This is a genomic window from Chloroflexota bacterium (genome assembly GCA_009840355.1).
In the GTDB taxonomy this organism is placed as follows: domain Bacteria; phylum Chloroflexota; class Dehalococcoidia; order Lucifugimonadales; family JADFKI01; genus Bin90.
In genome coordinates, this window is the sequence record VXNZ01000026.1 from 1 (window position 1) to 18,010 (window position 18,010).

Annotated in this window: 14 protein-coding genes; 7 read left to right on the forward strand and 7 right to left on the reverse strand. The window is 58.9% G+C overall.

Features of this window, described 5'->3' with window-relative positions; translation table 11 throughout:
• Nucleotides 1-473 precede the first annotated feature (473 nt).
• Complete coding sequence (locus tag F4X57_07965; protein ID MYC07090.1) at nt 474-1,634, forward strand: DUF418 domain-containing protein; 1,161 nt, start codon at nt 474-476, stop codon at nt 1,632-1,634.
• A gap of 161 nt (nt 1,635-1,795) precedes the next feature.
• On the opposite strand, the gene dnaN is transcribed toward F4X57_07965, so the two are convergent.
• The 3 genes from dnaN to F4X57_07980 form a co-directional block, all read right to left on the reverse strand.
• Nucleotides 1,796-2,926: a DNA polymerase III subunit beta gene (gene dnaN, locus F4X57_07970; protein MYC07091.1), complete on the reverse strand. Its 1,131-nt coding sequence runs from the start codon at nt 2,924-2,926 to the stop codon at nt 1,796-1,798.
• Nucleotides 2,927-3,126: 200 nt separating this feature from the next.
• The gene (locus F4X57_07975; GenBank protein ID MYC07092.1) at nt 3,127-3,606 is read right to left on the reverse strand and encodes a hypothetical protein; all 480 of its coding nucleotides are present in this window, start codon (nt 3,604-3,606) and stop codon (nt 3,127-3,129) included.
• A gap of 81 nt (nt 3,607-3,687) precedes the next feature.
• Nucleotides 3,688-5,043: a glutamine synthetase gene (locus F4X57_07980; GenBank protein ID MYC07093.1), complete on the reverse strand. Its 1,356-nt coding sequence runs from the start codon at nt 5,041-5,043 to the stop codon at nt 3,688-3,690.
• A gap of 331 nt (nt 5,044-5,374) precedes the next feature.
• Here F4X57_07980 and F4X57_07985 point away from each other — a divergent pair, with 331 nt between their 5' ends.
• From F4X57_07985 to F4X57_08000, 4 genes are all read left to right on the forward strand, one after another.
• The gene (locus F4X57_07985; protein MYC07094.1) at nt 5,375-5,770 is read left to right on the forward strand and encodes a RidA family protein; all 396 of its coding nucleotides are present in this window, start codon (nt 5,375-5,377) and stop codon (nt 5,768-5,770) included.
• The gene (locus F4X57_07990) at nt 5,760-6,770 is read left to right on the forward strand and encodes an LLM class flavin-dependent oxidoreductase (protein ID MYC07095.1); all 1,011 of its coding nucleotides are present in this window, start codon (nt 5,760-5,762) and stop codon (nt 6,768-6,770) included. The genes F4X57_07985 and F4X57_07990 overlap by 11 nt, the downstream gene beginning before the upstream one ends.
• Before the next feature lie 17 nt (nt 6,771-6,787).
• Complete coding sequence (locus tag F4X57_07995; protein MYC07096.1) at nt 6,788-7,108, forward strand: hypothetical protein; 321 nt, start codon at nt 6,788-6,790, stop codon at nt 7,106-7,108.
• Nucleotides 7,109-7,355: 247 nt separating this feature from the next.
• Nucleotides 7,356-8,342, forward strand: coding sequence for a PstS family phosphate ABC transporter substrate-binding protein (locus F4X57_08000; protein ID MYC07097.1), 987 nt, complete (start codon nt 7,356-7,358; stop codon nt 8,340-8,342).
• A gap of 180 nt (nt 8,343-8,522) precedes the next feature.
• Here the strand turns inward: F4X57_08000 and F4X57_08005 are convergent, their stop codons facing one another.
• From F4X57_08005 to F4X57_08020, 4 genes are all read right to left on the reverse strand, one after another.
• Complete coding sequence (locus F4X57_08005) at nt 8,523-10,019, reverse strand: sulfatase-like hydrolase/transferase (GenBank protein MYC07098.1); 1,497 nt, start codon at nt 10,017-10,019, stop codon at nt 8,523-8,525.
• A 108-nt stretch (nt 10,020-10,127) separates the two neighbouring features.
• Nucleotides 10,128-11,048, reverse strand: a complete 921-nt coding sequence (locus F4X57_08010) for an ABC transporter permease (protein MYC07099.1) — start codon at nt 11,046-11,048, stop codon at nt 10,128-10,130.
• Between the two features lie 60 nt (nt 11,049-11,108).
• The gene (locus F4X57_08015; GenBank protein ID MYC07100.1) at nt 11,109-12,062 is read right to left on the reverse strand and encodes an ABC transporter permease; all 954 of its coding nucleotides are present in this window, start codon (nt 12,060-12,062) and stop codon (nt 11,109-11,111) included.
• A gap of 179 nt (nt 12,063-12,241) precedes the next feature.
• Nucleotides 12,242-14,104, reverse strand: coding sequence for an ABC transporter substrate-binding protein (locus F4X57_08020; protein MYC07101.1), 1,863 nt, complete (start codon nt 14,102-14,104; stop codon nt 12,242-12,244).
• Nucleotides 14,105-14,774: 670 nt separating this feature from the next.
• Between F4X57_08020 and lexA the strand changes: the two genes are divergently transcribed.
• Together lexA and F4X57_08030 are read left to right on the forward strand one after the other, a co-directional pair.
• Complete coding sequence (lexA, locus tag F4X57_08025; GenBank protein ID MYC07102.1) at nt 14,775-15,440, forward strand: transcriptional repressor LexA; 666 nt, start codon at nt 14,775-14,777, stop codon at nt 15,438-15,440.
• Nucleotides 15,441-15,530: 90 nt separating this feature from the next.
• A complete protein-coding gene (locus tag F4X57_08030) occupies nt 15,531-17,996 on the forward strand; it encodes a copper-translocating P-type ATPase (protein ID MYC07103.1) in 2,466 nt (821 codons plus the stop codon).
• Nucleotides 17,997-18,010 lie beyond the last annotated feature (14 nt).

Consider the following 18,010-nt stretch of genomic DNA (forward strand, 5'->3'; position numbering starts at 1 on the left):
CCCCAATCCCCCCGGCCCCCAGCCCCGCGGCGGCCGGGGGGGGGGGGGCAGAGACAGGGGCGGATACCGTGGCGGGCGCGACCGGGACCGCGACCGGGACCGTGGCGACCGGGACCGTGGCGGCAGAGACCGCGGCGGCAGGGGCGGCTATCGCGGGTAGCGCCTGACATCGCGGCGCGCAATCCAACGCAAGTAACATCGGAAACCCCGGCATTGAGCTCGGGGTTTCTGCTTTATCCAGGGTCTTTCGGTTATTGCGTTCCTCTGCCATGTCATTTCAAGTCATTCACCATGTCATTTCGAGCGAAGCGAGAAGTCTGAAATCGCTGGCTATGGACTGCCTTGTTTTTGCACAGAGATTTTAGACTCTGAACGAAGTGAAGAGTGACAACCGAAAGACTCTGTGCGTTATCGCTCTTTATTGAAGTCGCTTGTGGTAAAGTGAGGCACATCCTATTCGCAAAGTCTGAGCAATGGCAAATCCTGAGCTGCAAGCCGAATCCGGCCCCGTATCCGAGCGCGCCCGGATAACCAGCCTTGACCTGATTCGCGGCATCGCCGTGCTGGGCATACTGCTGATGAACGCAGTCTCGTTCAGGTACGGCACTGCGCCTTACTTCAACTTGAGCGCGGGCGGTTCGGAGACATGGCTGGACTGGACGGTTGGCATATTCGGCGAGATATTCGTCGATCAGAAGTTCATGGGGCTGTTCTCGCTGCTGTTCGGCGCGGGCATGATACTCTTCATCGACCGCGCATCCACTAGGGGCGGGCGCGCCGTTCTGCTGAACATGTGGCGCAACGCATTGCTGCTGCTTATGGGCGTCCTGCACTACATGCTATGGGACGGCGATGTTCTGATGATATACGCAATATCGTCAGTATTTCTGATTGCCCTGCGAAATCTGCCGAACAAGGCGCTCATATCAATCGGCGTCGTGGTGTTCGCGCTGTCTATTGGCGGTGCGCTGCTGGCGCAGTACATCGCAGACGCTACAGGCACTTCCCTTGCCGGAATATGGACGCCTGGCGAAATCAACACGGAAGACTTAATAGGCTTCCCGATACTGTTCGGCTATTTCCTGCGCGGCTTGGGGCTGATTCTAATCGGTGCGGGCATCTATCGCACGGGCTTCATGAACGGCGGCATGGCGTCAAGTCTCTATCGCAGGACGGCGATTATTGGGCTGGGCGTCGGGCTGCCTCTAGCCGCGCTCGGCGTGGTGTTTACCGCGCTAGGGGACTACTCGCGAGAAGTGGCGTTTATCGGGCAGATTCCGAACACGCTTGGGACCATTCCGGCGTCTCTAGGCTATATGAGCCTCATAATCCTGTGGAACAACGGCGCCGACAACCGGCTGAAGCGCCGGCTGCGCGCAGTCGGCAGGATAGCGCTGACAAACTATCTGACACATACGATATTCGGCGTGCTGACGCTTTCTGTGCTGCTTGCCGACGCCGCATGGCTCAACCGCTCGGCAATCCTAGTATTTGTACTCGCGGTATGGGCGCTGCAGCTATGGTGGTCGCAGGCTTGGTTGAGCCGCTTTTTGTACGGACCGGCGGAATGGGTCTGGCGCGTCGCGACATATAGGAAAATCCAGCCGCTGCGCCGTGTGCGAGAACCCGCCTAAATGGTGTGGTAAGGGCGGCGTTGCAGCGCAGCGGCTCGCGGAGCGGTGAATTGCCACTTTTGCCCGCCTTCCCAGCCTCCCCCCAAAGGGAAAGGTACTTATGGGAAAGGGGCAATAAAGTAGGACAGTGCTGCGGGCGCTTGCGTTGTGATTGGCTTACGCTACCACTGCACATACATCGGCATTACCACATGCACATAGTCGTCGCCTTCGGCGGGCTTGATCACGCCGGGGCTTGACGGCGACGATACTTCCATCGCCACATCGCCGTTGATGACTTCAAGCACGTCGGTGAGGTATTGCGTGTTGAAGGCGATCTTTGCCTCTTCGCCTTCAACAGCCGCGCCTAGTTGCCCTTCGTTGTCGCCCACTTCCTCGGAACGCGATGAGATTGTCAGACGGCCGGGCGCCTCTTCTTCGCCGCCCGCCACTTGCAGACGTATGATGCCGTTGCCGTCCCGGGCGAATATCGCCGCGATACGCGTGGCGCGCAGGAAGTCGTCCGAGTCGATGACGACGCGCGTCGTGTGGCTCTGCGGTATGAGCTGGTTGTAGTTGGGGAAGTTACCCGCAATCAGCGATGACACAATCTCCACGTCTTCCACGCGGAACAGCGCCTGATTGCTGGACGGCGTTACCATGAATTCCACCGCGCGCTGCTGTGTTCCGAGCAGGCGGCTTATCTCGTTCAGCACGCGCGCCGGTATCAGGAACTCGATGTCCTCGCTGGGCGGCTCTGCCAGCTTGCCGCTGTACACGGCGAGCCGGAATCCGTCCGCGGCTGCGAACTTGAAGTCGCTGCCGGTGATTTCCGTCTTCACGCCCGTCAGCACGGGACGCGAGTCTTCTACTGCGGCGGCGAACGATACGCGGTCTATCGCCTCACGCAGCACACTCGGCTCAATCTTAGCCGCCACGCCGTCCGCAACTGCGGGAATCGGCGGGAAGTCGTCTGCCGGCGTGCCGCTGATGTTCGACTCGAAGCTGACGCACTTGATATTCAGACCAATTGGCTGCGCGGTCGTCTCGATGTCGATGCGCTCCGGCGGCAGCGAGTTCACGAAGTCGCCGAGCAGCCGCGCCGGCACCGTGATTGCGCCTTCTTCTTCGACCTGTGCGCCGATCCAAGTGGTCATTGCCATATTCAGGTCGGTCGCCGAGATTTTGAGCATCGACTGCTCTGTACTGAGAAGGACATTCTGTGTGATGGGAAGAGTGGATCGCGAGGCGACCGCTCTCCCCACGACCGAGAGTCCGCGCGCCAGATTCTCTTGTAGGCAAGATAACCTCATTCCTCATGTCCTCCAGTTTGTTCTGTCTTTGGATTTGTTATGTTCATCTAATTATTTTAGCCATAAAGGTCGCGCCTTTCTAGAAAGAAATCGGACATTTATGACGAAAAAATGCGCCATCTATATCGCGTAGATGGCGCATTTCGATGATTGTCAGTTGCCGTGCGGGGCTGTGTAGGGCTGTGCCGCTAGTCCACCGCCTAGTTGATTGTAATCGTGCCAACCATTCCCTGCGCGCTGTGCGGCGTGCAGATTAGCTCGTAGGTGCCTGCTTCGTCGAATGTGAATGTGAAGTCAATCGTATCGCCGGCTTCGACTTCGACATAAATGTCCAGGTCATCGACCTCGAAGGTGTGGAACTCGGTCTCCGCCGTCATCGTGAAAGTAACAGTCTCGCCGACGCTGAATGTCATATCGGCGGGGCTGTACGCGTACTCGCCGCTGCCGCCGATGTCCAGCAATCCGACATCAACGGGCGTTCCGCCACCGCCTGGCTGCCCTGTTCCGTTCTGGCTGCTCGCTACGGCGACCGTAGGCGCGGGCGGAGGTGGCGGCGGCGACATGCGCGGCGCAGTTGTAGGCGGCGGCGGATCCGGCACGGGCTGCCCGCAGGCAATCACGCCAAGCATCAACACGACGCAAACGCTCGCAAGAACCAACAGATTTCGCTTTTGCAACATAGCCTCCTGCTCCGTAGCTGCCCTACATTGTCGCCCGACAACTTGCTCTTCAGCTGCTTTTCGTCTTCTTATCCGCGTATTTCAGTATTTGTAGAAGTGGTTTTTGATTTCAAACTCGGCGTCTTCGCGCGAGAAAATCGCCCAATTGGCATGCCTTATGGCAAGGTAGGAATTGGCGAGCAACGGTCCCATTGCGTCCAGCAGAACCGTATCTCGTTCCAACTCTCGGGTGGCGTCTGCCAGCGAAGTGGGTAGTCTGTGGATGTCCCGTCTCGCCAACTCTTCTTCAGTCAAGCGCGCAGGGTCAACATCAATTCGCTGCGATGTGCTAGGCTGTAGTTCGCGCTTTATGCCGTCTAGTCCTGCCGCAATCAAGCCTCCCAAGGCGATATACGGGTTGGAACTGTTGTCGGCTGGGCGAAACTCCAAGTTAGTCGAAGCCATCTCCGCGCCCCAGAAGTTGGATGGTACCCGCAGGGCGGCTTCGCGGTTGTCCGGCCCGTAGCAGGTGAATGCCGTGCTCCAAGAACCGGGCGAGAGCCTGCGGTAGCTATTCATGCTGGGGCAGGTCAGGGCGACGAGTCCCGGCAGATGCGCCATTACGCCGCCGATGAAATGATACGCCAACTCGCTGATGTTGTCCGCGTCTTGGGCGTCGTAAAACAGGTTCGTCTTTTCCTCCAAGTCCCAGCCGCTGAAATGGATGTGGCAGCCGTTGCCCGCTTGCTCTGGAAATGGTTTAGGCGCGAATGATGCGTACATCCCGTGGCGATACGCCACATTCCGCACCGTCTCCCGATAGATTATATGATTGTCAGCCGCCCTGAGTGCGGGCGCGTGTCGGATGCTCAACTCGTGCTGTCCATGTCCGACTTCGGTGTGATACTGTTCTATTCCGATACCTTGTGCTTCCAGCGCCTCGATAATCTCGTCAACGACTTCCTGCGCGAATGTCATGCCGACGCTGGAATTGTCGAGGCTTTCGTCGCAGGGAACGAACTTGTCGCCTTCCTTTTCAGTCAAGTACCACTCGGCTTCCATAGCGACTTGAAATCGCAACCCCATAGTCTCCGCTTTTGCGAGCATCCTCTTTAAGAAATCTCTGGGGCAAGCCTCCCACGGCTCGCGAGACAGGGCTATTAGGTCGCACAACATCAGAGCGCGTTTCGGCGCATAAGGCATGATTGTGAATGTGTCGGGGTCCGGCATAAGTCTGAACTCGCCCGCGGGTCCCATACCGTCGATGACTTGCAACTGGTCCATATCGCCCATAGCCTGCATCGCGGTGGCAACACCGATGCCCGAATCAAGCCTGCTTTCCAAGCCAGAAATGTGGGTGGACTTGCCTCGGATGATGCCGCCGTTGTCGCACCAGAAGAACGATATGAGATGCGCTCCGGCTTCGCGGGCCTTACGGACGACTTCAGCGCGCTCTATTTCCCTCACGGATTGCCAGAAATCCTTTGAATTCAACCGAGTTAGTGAACAATTTCACTTTATCATTGCGCTCGTTTTCAGTCAATCTTTTTCAGCCTTTGTGGACTGTCCGTCAAGTGTTCTCTATAAGTGCTGATAATGCGAATCGGACCTGCCCATAGGAGCGCTGAATTCCTGCGAAATCAGGAATGACGATTCGATAATCAGCACGTGCCAAGAATAACTGTTCATCATGTCCCGTTGTGCGCCCAATCGCCGCCTGCTACAATTCCAATCGGCAGTCAAATCATCGTTCGTGTCATTCGCGCATCCTTGTCGTCATGGAGTACCTATGTCAGTTCTTCGACATTCAACCGAAACGCCTTGGGAAGCAGTCGGCGGCTACAGCCGGGCGGTGCGCAGCGGCAACCGAATACATGTCGCGGGCACGACCGCGAGTGGCGCAGACGGCGCGTTGGGCTTGGACGACGCGGGCGAGCAGGCAAGGGCGATACTGGACATCATCAAGAACGCCATCGAATCGCTGGGAGGCAGCATGTCCGGCGTCGTACGAACGCGTATATACGTGTCGGACATCGCGCACTGGGAGAAAGTCGCACGGGTGCATGGTGAAGTGTTCGCGGATATTCGCCCTGCGTGCACCCTCGTAGAGGCGAGGCTCGTGGACGACTCTCTACTGGTGGAAATAGAGGCGGAGGCGGTAGTGGAAGGTGGCGATGCGCTTTAGCCTGCGCCTAAACAACGACCTGACCGTGCCGCAGTATGTCGAGCTGGCGCAGCGAGCTGAATCGCTGGGCTTCGACCAGTTCTGGGTCAGCAGCGATCTCTTCCTGCGAAGCGCCGGCGTCATATTGACAGCAGTCGCGCTGAACACCAATCGCATCCAACTCGGCAGCTGCGTACTGAATCCCTACACTATGAACCCTGCCGAAGTCGCCATGCTCGCAGGAACGCTCGACGAAGTGTCGGATGGAAGATTCTTGTTGGGAATAGCGTCCGGTGCGGCGGAGTTTCTCGGCTGGGTCGGCATACGGCACGGCAAGCCTCTGACCGCGATGCGCGAATCCGTCGCGGCGATAAGGCGGCTGATGCGCAATGAAAGCGCCGAGTGCGACGGCGAATTTCTGCCGTGGGGCAGTGGGGCGTATATGCGCTTTCATGTGGAGCGCGAAATCCCGATATACATCGGCGCGATGGGACCGCGAATGTTGCACCTCGCCGGCGAAATTGGCGACGGCGCGCTGCCGCTGCTCTTCCCGCCGGAGCGATACTACTTCGCACGGCAACAGGTCGATTGTGGGCAAGCGATAAGTGTGAATAACACGGCGGATTTCGATTTCGCCACATGCATCTGGGTATCGGCGGCGCAAGACCGGGCAGCCGCGCGGCGCGTTCTTGCGCAGAAGGTCGCCTACTACGGCAGCGCGATGAATGAAACACTGCTTGCCGATTTAGGGCTATCCACGGTGGACTTCGAGCCGATCAACAAGGCGCTAGTCGATGACCGAGACGAAGCACGCGCAATTGACCTCGTAACGGACAACATGCTGCGCATCGGCGTCGTGGGCGATGCCGCTGACATCATAGAGCGCTTGGAACCGCTTGTGTCAGACGGCGCGACACATCTTAGTTTCGGTCCGCCGCTGGGGCCGGACTTCGGAGAGGCTCTGCAAATTCTGGGGCAGGTAGTCCAGCATTTCAAGCTGTCCGATACGCAAGAGAAATAAGCGAGCGCAGGCGAACGATGACGGCAATGGGCAACTACACACGAGTTTTGGTTGTGGCACAGACGCAGAGCCGCGCTGACGAGCTCACCGGCATACTAGAGCGAAACGGCTGTCTAGTATCGGCAACCACGAGCGTAACCACTGCGCTGGACATATCCGGCTACTCCGACTTCGACGCGCTGGTGATGGCGGAAGACATACGCCCATCAGAACGCGCCTACCTACGCACTCAAGTCATCCGCAATCAGCCCAATGCCGTTGTCGTATCCAACCGTGCCTCGCGCTCAGTGATGATCCAGCTCACGCAAGCGTTCAAGGAAGCAGGCGGAGCGGAATAGCGGCAAGACTTTTTCCGTATTCCATTTCCAATTACTGACTATTTGGTTTGGAATGGTGATTTATCCGCCGCTTCATACCTTGTCTCTTGCGTTGCTTTCAATTGGCTGTTCAATGCTTCCTAAAATGACATTAACCCTTCGTTAATGCTCTGTTTACATGCGCTTCGTATCGTTAAGGCAGCCAGAAATCTTGCTCGAATATCAACGAGGAAGGCGTTACATACTGAGGAGGTATTACTCAATTAACATGCCTAACTTAAGCAATTTCCGACGAATAGGTGGCGTGTGGAGCGTCGCCATGATAATGAGCTTGGCGCTTATTTTCGCGCTGGCGTGCGGCGGTGGGGAACAGACGCCCGCAGCCCCGGCCGCTACCGCGGGAGCTGCTCCGGTGATGGCGCTGAGTGGCACAATCGAAATCGACGGCTCTAGCACAGTCTTCCCCGTGTCCGAGGCGGTCGCTGAAGAGTTCGGCAAGCTGCATCGCGATGTGCGCGTCAATGTTGGCGTATCCGGGACGGGTGGCGGCTTCAAGCGCTTCACCGTAGGCGAGATCGACATCTCCGACGCTTCTCGTCCCATCAGGGAGAACGAGGCAGCCGTTGCTGAAGAGAATGGAATCGAATATTACCCGCTGCGTGTCGCAATGGATGGCTTGTCCGTGATGGTAAGCCTTGAGAACGACTTCGTGGAGTGCCTGTCCACCGACCAGCTCAAGATGATATGGGAGCCGGGCAGCACCGTCTCCCAGTGGAGCGATGTGAACTCCGGCTGGCCCTCCAAAGACATCGCCCTCTACGGTCCCGACACCGACTCCGGCACTTTCGACTACTTCACCGAGGAAGTCATGGGTGAGGCACAGCTGAGCCGCCCGGACTACACGGCGAGCGCGGACGACAATGTGCTGGTGCAAGGCATTGCCGGCGGCAGGTACTCGCTAGGCTACTTCGGCTATTCGTACTATCAGGAAAATGTGGACAAGCTGAAACTGGTTGCGGTTGACTCCGGCAACGGCTGCGTACTTCCCACATCCGAGAGCATCGAAAACGGCAGCTACTCGCCGTTATCCCGTCCGCTGTTCATCTATGTGAGCAAGCAGAGCATGGAGCGTCCTGAAGTGAAGGCATTCGTGGAGTTCTACTTGGACAACGCGGCAGAGTTGTCGCAAGAAGTCGGCTATATTAAGCTCGGCGACGCCGAGTACGCCGCCAACCGTGACATGATCAAGCAGTAATACCCAAACCTAGAAAACTCTTTTCCCAAGTATGGCGCATGCGGGCTCCCTCCTTCGCATGCGTCATCACTTTTTTGTCCCGTCGATGCCGCCACTGCGACGGCGTTGCCACTTTGGATGGGCGCAAGGGCGCGAATTGCCCTCATCCAAAGCCACAAGCCACCGCACACACCACCGCGCTTATAAACTAGGCAATGGCGCACTATCTCCTGTCCGCTGCTGCCACATCCGCAGGCGTGCCGACATGTCGATCACGCGGTCGCGCTGTGCAGGGTCGTCGAACAGGTTCGTCATTTCGTACGGGTCGCTGTTCATGTCGAACAGCTCACCTTGGTCGCCGGCGCAGAGGGCAAGCTTCCACCTGTCCGGCGTGATGATGCAGCGCCTTGGCAGCGCGTTCATGCGGTTGATCGCGGCGCTGCCAAGGAAGCGGTCGGGTAGGTTGTCGCTGTTGCCGTTCCACTCCACGACGACTTCGTTGGCGCTAAGGTCGGCGTCACCGCGCAGCACGGGTGCTAGGCTTTTGCCCTGCAGGTGCGAAGGTGGCGTCTGTCCGAGCAGGTCGAGCAGCGTGGGAACGAGATCGATGTGGCTTGCGCTGCCTTCGAGCATCGTCTGCTCGCCGCTCAGCCACGGCACGCGCATCGTCAGCGGCACACGCGCCGATTCCTCATAGAACGACCGCTTCTCCAGCATGCCGTGGTCGCCTGCCATCTCGCCATGTTCGCTTGTGAACACGACAACCGTGTTGTCCGCGACGCCGGCACGCTCCAGCGCGTCGGTAATCTTCTGCACCATGCGATCGACTAGCGTGACGTTTGCAAGATAATGCGCGCGCAGCGTGCGCCAGCCGATCTCGGTCGTCAGGTCTTGCCCGGACGCGGGATTGTGCGCCATATATGGGTCTTGGGACGGGTCACCGCCTTCATACATATACTGAGTATAGTAGTAGCCTCGCACGCGGTTGTACAGCGACACGTTCTCCGGGCGCTGCAAGAACGCCGGACCGACGGGCAATTGCGCCGGGTCGTACATATCGTTCAGCGGACCGTGATACGGCGGATGCGGCTCGAATGTGCTCACATACAGCACGAACGGCTTGTCGCTGTTGCGCTCGATGAAGTCCGCTGCTTGGTCACCGAGGAACGACGCCATTTGAAACTCTTCAGGCAGCTCTGATCGTGCGGCAGGCGAGAAGATATACTTGCCCGGCATTCGCTCCAAGTCCGGCTTGAAGCCGTTCGCGACTAGGTGATTCCAGTATGTGCTATAGACATTGCGGTACTCGCGGCGCGTGTACTCGGGCAGGTGGCCGTCCTCGGTGCTCACCCACTCGTCGAAGCCGTGCTGCCGTATCACATCGTCGCCCAAGTGCCACTTGCCGTAGTAGCCGCAGTAGTATTCTTCCGGCAGCATCTCGGCGATTACCGGCGTCTCGCGCGGGAGCACCAGCTGGTTCACGACCGGACCCGCCTCGTGCGGATATAGCCCAGTCATGATGGAAGCGCGCGCCGGCGTGCAGACCGGCTGCGTGACATAGGCATTCCGGAACACGAAACTCTGTGCGGCGAGCGCGTTCAGATTCGGCACATTCAGCCAGTCGTTGCCGTAGCACGCCATGGTATCCGCGCGCTGCTGGTCGCTGAATATGAACACGAGATTAGGTCTGTCTGCCATCGTCAACTCCTTTGTCTATCTACGGACACCGTTTCGCTTGGATAGAAAAGTCTGGGCGGAATGCCATATCCTGCTGCGACCCATACTCTATGCAATTGCGCGAATAGTCTAGCGCACATTCCGCAGTCTGGGGTCTAGCACGTCGCGCAGCGAATCGCCGAACAGGTTGATTGCCAGCACGACGAGGGTGATAGCCAGACCCGGCGCAATTGCGATGTGCGGCGCGAAATGGAAGCTCTGCTGTGCGCGCGTGAGCATATTGCCCCAAGACGGGATAGGCGGCTGTATGCCAATGCCGAGGAAGCTCAGCGCCGCCTCAGCCGTTATTGCCGCGCCGACGCTGACCGCCACCAGCACCATGGACACGGGCAGCGAATTCGGCACGAGATGGCGGAATATGATACGCGCATCCGAGCTGCCGATGGCACGCGCCGCCTCGACATACTGCATGTTGCTCAATGTCAGTGCGCGTGAACGCACCACGCGCACTGAACTCGCGCTGTAGCTGACCGCAAGCGCAATAATGACCACCGGCACGGTAAATCCGAACGCAACGGTTATCGTCATGGCGACGACGATGCCCGGCAAAATTAGCACCGTATCGACCAGCCGCTGCACAAGCAAGTCGAATAGCTTGCCGAAGTACGCGCTCGCGATGCCCAGCACCGTGCCGAATGCGACTCCGATGAGCGGCGCCATAATTCCCACGAACATGGATACTCGTCCGCCGTACAGCAGTCTGCTCACCAAATCGCGGCCGAGTTCGTCCGTGCCAAGCCACAGTGTGCCCTCTTCGATTGTCGCTTCGGACATTGGCGGCAGCAGCTGACGCGCTACCGTGCGGTCGGACCTGAAGGGCGATACGAGGTCCGCCAGCAGCACCAGCAATATTATCGTGATGAGGACAATGCCGCCGATCGCGCCTGTCGGGTGGCTGCGCCCGAAGTCCAGTAGGCCGCTGCGAATCCGCGCTGCCTTGGTTATCGAGACTGTACCTTGCATCGCCGCGTCGGGCGTGGCTTGCTGCAATTGAGATGTGCCTTTCAGGTGTTACTGTCGATTGCCGGTTAGTCTATTGTAGGCCGGCGGCTATTCGTAGCGGATGCGCGGGTCTATCCACGCGTAGAGCAGGTCGATGACCAGTATCCACAGCATCATGAATAGCGCGAGTATCAGCACGATGCCTTGCACCATTACGAAGTCGCGCGCGCTGGTCGCATCGACTATCTGCTGTCCTAGTCCGGGAAGCGTGAATATACGCTCGATGATGACCGCGCCGTCCATCAGCGCCGCCACGAGCAAGCCCGCCATCGTCAGCACCGGGATGATGGCGTTGGCGAGCGCGTGCCGCAGGGTTACGACCCAGGGACCCAGCCCTTTGGCGCGCGCCGTGCGAATGTAATCGTCGCCTATGACTTCCAGCATCGTGGAGCGCGTCATCCTGCTGATGGTGGACGCCGAGCGAAAGCCTATCACCGCGGCAGGCAGAATCAGCCGCTTTAGTGCGGTGAACGGCTCTTCGAAGACGCTTACATGCTGCACAGGCGGTATCCAATTGAAGAACTTGACTAGGAAAAGCAGCATTAATATCGCCACCCAGAAGTTGGGCATCGCGATTCCCGCAGCCGTGATGACGCGAATAGTCTGGTCAACCCAACTGCCGCGCCAGATTGCCGATATTACGCCCAGCGGCAGCGACCACGCCAGCGCGACCACCACAGATAGGAAGGCAAGCGTCGCCGTAACTTCTATCTTGCTGGCGAGCGCGTCCCAGACCGGGCGGTCGGCGTAGCGCGAATAGCCTAGGTCGCCGCGTAGGATGTCGCTGAGCCAGCGCCAGTATTGCACATAAAGCGGGTCGTTCAAGCCCCACGCCTCGCGCAGCGCCTCGATGTCCTCGATGGACGCCACGGATTCCTCGCCCGATGTGATGAACAGCGCCTGATCCCCCGGCAGCACGCGCAGCATGAAGAACAGTATCGTGCCGAGTAGGAAGAGTGTCGGGATTATCAGGACAAGCCGTCGGAGCGTGTATTTCCACACGGGTGAACCTGCCTCAATTGCTGCCTTAATGCGCAGGCGCAAGGGATGCGGCTCGGCATATCAATGCCGGATCGTGCCAAATCAAGGCAATATCACGCCGTACCGCGCCGCGCGCTAAACGATAAGCGGCAGCAGGGGCGGGCAAATGCCATGCACCTGCTGCCGGAGTATAAGATCGATTACCTCTGCGGCGCGCCTTCGCTCAGCCACACGTCGTAAATCCGAGTCTGGATGAACTTCATCGCCGGGATGGGATCCCAGTTATTCACATAAGACCAAGAAAGCTTGTACTCGTTGAAACGCAGAGTGGGGACTTTTGGAATCCACTGCTCGCGCATAATCGTGTCGAGCTCCTTGAACTGCGCATTGCGCTCCGGTCCGGGGAATGTTCGCTTGATTTCGGAGACCTTGTCCAAGTATTCCTGCGGCGGCGCGGCGTTGTGGTAGAAGGCACCCGCGCCGGGCAGATAGAACAGGTCGATGAAGTTCACAGGGTTCGCCATCGCGACGGCATGGCTGTCGAACATCACCTCGTAGTTGCCTTCCTGACCACGCGCACGCAGCGGCGCGGTCTCGTAAGTCTCGATGTTCATCTTGATGCCGATGTCCTCGAGCTGCTGCACGATAATCTGCGCGCTGTCGTTGTTCGCGCCGGAGATGCCCGCGTTCGCCGTGAACTCGGTTACGCCCAGTTCTTCGAACAGACGCTTTGCCTCTGCCTGCGCTTCCTCACGAGTTGCCTGATCATATCCGTAGTATGTCGAGACATCGCTCAGGTTGGGGTCGGCAGTGCCAAGGAAGCTCACCTGCACGAAGTTGGCGGGCAGCTCTGCTATCGGCGTGGAAAGCGTCGCCTGTATCGGCGCGCGATGCACGGCGAGGTATAGCGCCCTGCGCGCGCGGATGTCGTCGAACGGAGCCTTTTCGCCATTCATAGATATGTACATCACGCCGGGGCTGAACGCCGCTTCCAGGTCTATCTGGTCGCCCAGCGATTCCTTGACGCCCCATGCGCTCGCCAGATTCATTGGTGCGGATAGGTCGATGCGGTTGGTTGCAAGCGCCGCCGCTTGTGTGTCCCAGTCGGTGAACTGGATGGTCGTAACCAAGTCTAGGTATGGATACGGCGAGCCGTCCGGCGCATTGCGGAAGTAATTCGGATTCGGCTCGGACAGCACGAAACTGTCGCGCTCGGTGTCCTTGACTTGGAACGCGCCCGTGCCAATCAGGCGGTCGGGCGAGTTTATCCCGCCTTCCAGCTCGACTATGTGCTTGGGCAGCATTATGTGCCACGCGTCCGCTAGGTCCAGCAGGAAATCGGCGCTAGGCTGCTTCAGTGACACCTTGAATGTGGTGTCGTCTATCTTCTCCGTGCCGGCGATGTTTTTGAAGCCGCCCACGCGAGGCTGCGGGATGCCTTCAGGCGGGTTCGCCCAACGGTCAAGCGTGAACTCGATGTCTTCCACTGTCAGCGGGTTGCCGTCGTGCCACTGCACGCCCTCGACCAGGTTGACCGTTATCTCGTCAACAGTAGGCGCAAACTCCCATGTATCGCCGAGGTCGGGCAGCACGTCGATGCCGTTGCGCGGGTTGAACTGCAGGATGCCGCTGTAGTGCCGGTTGAAGTGCTCGGTGAAGTGCCACACGCCCGCCTGCGTCATGTCCCACTTAGGCGGGAACACGCGCGGACCTACGCCCCAGATGAAATGTCCTCCGCGCCGCACATCGCCGGATCCCATCATCGCCGCCGGAGCCGCAGACCTGCCCGCGGGCCTAGTCGGCTGCGCTATTGGCTGCGCCGGTGCGGGTATGACTTGTGATTGGAAGCCCGGGAGTGCGGGCGCCGCCGGCGCGGGCGCGGCTGGAGCTTGCGGCTGTTGGGCGGCTTGTGCCGGAGCGGGCGCGGCCGGCGCCGCCGGAGCCGCAGCGGGCGCCGCCTGTGCAGGCGCGGCTACGGGCTGTGCAACCTCCGCCGGTGCGGAACCGCATGCGAGCGCAGCAAGCGTAAATAACGCCGCTGCCATAAGTGCAACTGTCCTCATGATTTTCATCTCCGTCCCTTAATGATAGGATTTGGCAGAACTTTAAGGCAAAGTCTCGCATTTAGTCAAGTGATGCAGAGGACATCTCGTATATCCTGAAAGTTCCTTGAAAATCAAAGAGGCATAACATAAACCGTATCTGGTTTAGCGGAAGGGAGCCCGCATATCCCGGGCGACAAATTGATGGGTGAGAGATGGAGGCACAAGCAGGCCAAATACTATGGCTATGATCCCGATGACAGGTATGATCTGGAAGAAACGATCCGGCACGGGTCCCTGGCATTAAAGGGATACACTGGGTCTTGAATATTACTACAGAGAAATATAGTCAAGGAACTGACGTTGGGTGTTTCCAAGAATTGATGCTATTGCTCCCGATTCTCCTATTGGCCAGATTTCAACCTAGCACGAGATTATTGGGTGACAATTGTCTTTGACTGGTAGCAACGCGCCATTCAGCCCTCTATCACCGCGAATAGCAGCGTTGCTGATATTAGAACACACAACATGGGTGAATGAAGATTATTCTCTCTCTGTATTTGCTCGATATATTGTCAGTCTTGAAGTAACGCGCAGGTGTTGACACTTTCGTTCTATGTGCTGTACACTGCGAACATGCGTACTTTGGGCGCATGTTCGCAGTGTTTCAGTTCCAGACAAGGAGGGTGCAATGACTACAAACGTAACCGCAAAGCCGAAGAAAAAGCTGTCCGAGCGCCAAAGCAACATTCTGGCGTTCATCAAGAAGTTCATGGGCGAGAACCAGTTCCCGCCTACCGTGCGCGACATCCAGGCCGGCTGCCAGATAAGCTCGACGTCGGTCGTGGACTACAACCTGCATATCCTGCAGCGACATGGCTACCTGCGCCGGTTGCCCGAAGTCTCGCGTGGCATCGAGCTGCTGGGCGAACACGCGGTATCCCGCTCCAACGTGGTCGCGATTCCCATCTACGGCAGCATCGCCGCCGGTGAGCCGCTGCACATCCCGTCCGTGGCATCGCGGCACACGGACGAGTTCGAGTCCTACGATGTTCCGCTGTCCATGGTAACAGGCACCGAGGATGCCTACGGTCTGCGCGTCAAGGGCGATTCCATGATAGACGCCTTCATCGCAGACGGCGATCTGGTAATCATGCAGCCGGCTGAGACCGCCGCCACCGGCGAAATGGTCGCCGCCGAACTGCGCGACCGCGACGAAGTTACGCTCAAGCGCTTCTTTCTCGAAGGCAATACCGTCCGCCTGCAGCCGGAAAACGCTTCAATGGATCCCATCCGCGTCCCAGCCGAGAATGTGAAGGTTCGCGGTCGCGTAATCGGAGTCATTCGTTCATTCTAGTTTGGCAGTACGGGCTAGTTTGGCAGTACGGGCAGGACGCAAAGGACTAACCTATCCTAACTATCCTGTCCATCCTGCTATAATGTAGGCATGGCTACCGAAACGCGAGAGCGTATCACAGTACCGATAACCGGCATGACATGCGCGGCGTGCGTGATTCATGTGTCGCACGCGCTTGAGGAAGTGCCTGCCGTCGCCGATGTCAGCGTTAGTCTGGCGTCCGAGAAGGCGACCATCGCGCTGGAAGACGGCGCAATCAAGGTGGACGCGCTGCTGGGCGCCGTGGAAGACGCGGGCTACGGCATCGCCACCGACAAGGTCAACTTTTCCGTGGGCGGTATGACTTGCGCCGCATGCGTCAGCCACGTCGAACACGCGCTGAACGGCGTTGACGGCGTGCTGGACGTGGGCGTCAACCTGGCGACCGAGCGCGCGGCCGTCGAATACATACCCGGTTTGGCGGCGGTGTCCGACATGCGCCACGCCATCGAGGACGCCGGTTATTCGCTGCTAGGCGTAGTAGGCGAACACGACGATGCCGCTACGCCGCGTGATGTGCTGATACTTCGACGTAAGCTCGCTGTCGGCATCGTCATCGCCGCCGCGATTATGGCGCTGATGTTCATCCCCGCCGCGCATGGTCTGTTGCCATACAGCATGGACTACCTGCTGCTTGCGCTCGCCACGCCGGTGCAATTCTGGTGCGGTAGGCAGTTCTACCATGGCGCTTGGGGTGCCCTGAAGCACCGCACCAGCAATATGAATACGCTGATTGCGGTAGGCACTTCGGTCGCCTACTTCTACAGCGTCGCCGTAACTTTGCTCGGCGGCACATTTTTCTTCGCTGATGTGTCCACCGCTACTTTCTTCGACACATCCACGGCAATCATCGCGCTGGTGCTGCTAGGCAAGTACCTCGAAGCGCGCGCAAAGGAACGCGCATCCAGCGCCATTCGCGGGCTAATGGGGTTGCAGCCTAGCACCGCCAATGTAGTCCGCGACGGCGTCGAAGCGCAGATTGCCATAGACGACCTGCGTGTCGGCGATGTCGTTCTGGTGCGGCCCGGCGAGCGCATCCCAGTTGACGGTACGCTGCTTGAAGGCAGTTCGTCCGTGGACGAATCCATGCTCACAGGCGAGAGCCTGCCCATCGACAAGGCAATTGGCGATGAAGTATTCGGCGGCACGGTCAACGCCGTTGGCAGTTTCACCTATCGCGTAATCAAAGTCGGCCGCGACACGATGCTTGCGAGAATCGTGCGGCTCGTTGAAGAGGCGCAGGGTTCCAAAGCACCGGTGCAGCGTCTCGCCGATACGGTCGCCGCGTATTTTGTGCCTGCCGTGATAATCGTGGCGGCACTCACATTCGCATTCTGGTTGCTGTTAGGTCCGCCGCCCAGCTACATTCATGCCACGCTGACTGCGGTCGCGGTGCTGATAATCGCTTGTCCGTGCGCGCTCGGCTTGGCGACACCGGCGGCGATAATGGTGGGTACGGGCAAAGGCGCGGAATTCGGCATACTAATCCGCAGCGCGGAATCGCTCGAGCGCGCCCACAAGGTCAGCGCTGTCGCGCTCGACAAGACCGGCACCCTGACACGCGGCACACCGTCTGTCGTCGAAATTGTCAGCGACGAACTTCCCGACGACGAGTTGCTATCGCTCGCCGCATCGGTAGAGCGCGGCTCAGAGCATCCGCTTGGCAAGGCGATTGTCGAAGCTGCGAATGAACGCGGCTTGCGCACAAGCACCGTCGAAGATTTCCGCGCGTTGCCCGGATTCGGCGTATCCGCCACACTGAACGGCGACGCTGTGCTGCTCGGCAACCTAGCGCTGAGCCTCAACGAAGGTGTGTCTCTGAAGGTGTACGAATCTCAGTGGGAGGCGATGGCGGGACGGGGCAACACGCCCGTATTCCTCGCGCGCAACGGCGAAGTTGTGGGGCTGATTGCCATCGCGGACACGATACGCCCTGAGGCTAAGTCCGCGGTCTCCCAACTCAAACGCGACGGCATCGATGTGGTGATGCTGACCGGCGACAACCCGCACACGGCGAAAGAAGTCGCGCGGCAAGTCGGCATCGATCGCGTGGTCGCGGAAGTGCTGCCGGGCGACAAGGCGGCGGAAATCAAGGCACTGCAAGATGCCGGACAGGTCGTCGCGATGGTCGGAGACGGTATCAACGACGCCCCGGCGCTGGCGCAAGCCGACGTAAGCTTCGCCATCGGAGCCGGCACAGATGTTGCCGCCGAGACCGCAGACATCACTATCGTTGGCACGGACTTGCATGCCATATCGAAGGCGATTCGCCTCAGCAAGGCGACGATGCGCTCCATCCGGCAGAACCTATTCTGGGCGTTCGCATACAATGTCGCGCTCATACCCGTCGCGGCTGGCGTGCTATACCCGCTCTTCGCAGGCAGCGGCGTCCCCGACACGCTCGCGCCGGTGCTAGGCGAGCACGGCTTCCTCAACCCGATACTAGCGGCGGCTGCGATGGCGGTAAGCTCGGTTACGGTGCTCGGCAACTCGTTGCGTCTGCGGCGGTTCAAGTAGAGCCAATTCGTTCT

What these genes read in the sequence shown, in the direction of transcription:
- F4X57_07965 (MYC07090.1), top strand. Translation starts at nt 474, where the DNA reads ATGGCAAATCCTGAGCTGCAAGCCGAATCCGGCCCCGTATCCGAGCGC.
- dnaN (MYC07091.1), bottom strand. Translation starts at nt 2,926, where the DNA reads ATGAGGTTATCTTGCCTACAAGAGAATCTGGCGCGCGGACTCTCGGTC.
- F4X57_07975 (MYC07092.1), bottom strand. Translation starts at nt 3,606, where the DNA reads ATGTTGCAAAAGCGAAATCTGTTGGTTCTTGCGAGCGTTTGCGTCGTG.
- F4X57_07985 (MYC07094.1), top strand. Translation starts at nt 5,375, where the DNA reads ATGTCAGTTCTTCGACATTCAACCGAAACGCCTTGGGAAGCAGTCGGC.
- F4X57_07990 (MYC07095.1), top strand. Translation starts at nt 5,760, where the DNA reads ATGCGCTTTAGCCTGCGCCTAAACAACGACCTGACCGTGCCGCAGTAT.
- F4X57_07995 (MYC07096.1), top strand. Translation starts at nt 6,788, where the DNA reads ATGACGGCAATGGGCAACTACACACGAGTTTTGGTTGTGGCACAGACG.
- F4X57_08000 (MYC07097.1), top strand. Translation starts at nt 7,356, where the DNA reads ATGCCTAACTTAAGCAATTTCCGACGAATAGGTGGCGTGTGGAGCGTC.
- F4X57_08005 (MYC07098.1), bottom strand. Translation starts at nt 10,019, where the DNA reads ATGGCAGACAGACCTAATCTCGTGTTCATATTCAGCGACCAGCAGCGC.
- F4X57_08020 (MYC07101.1), bottom strand. Translation starts at nt 14,104, where the DNA reads ATGAGGACAGTTGCACTTATGGCAGCGGCGTTATTTACGCTTGCTGCG.
- lexA (MYC07102.1), top strand. Translation starts at nt 14,775, where the DNA reads ATGACTACAAACGTAACCGCAAAGCCGAAGAAAAAGCTGTCCGAGCGC.
- F4X57_08030 (MYC07103.1), top strand. Translation starts at nt 15,531, where the DNA reads ATGGCTACCGAAACGCGAGAGCGTATCACAGTACCGATAACCGGCATG.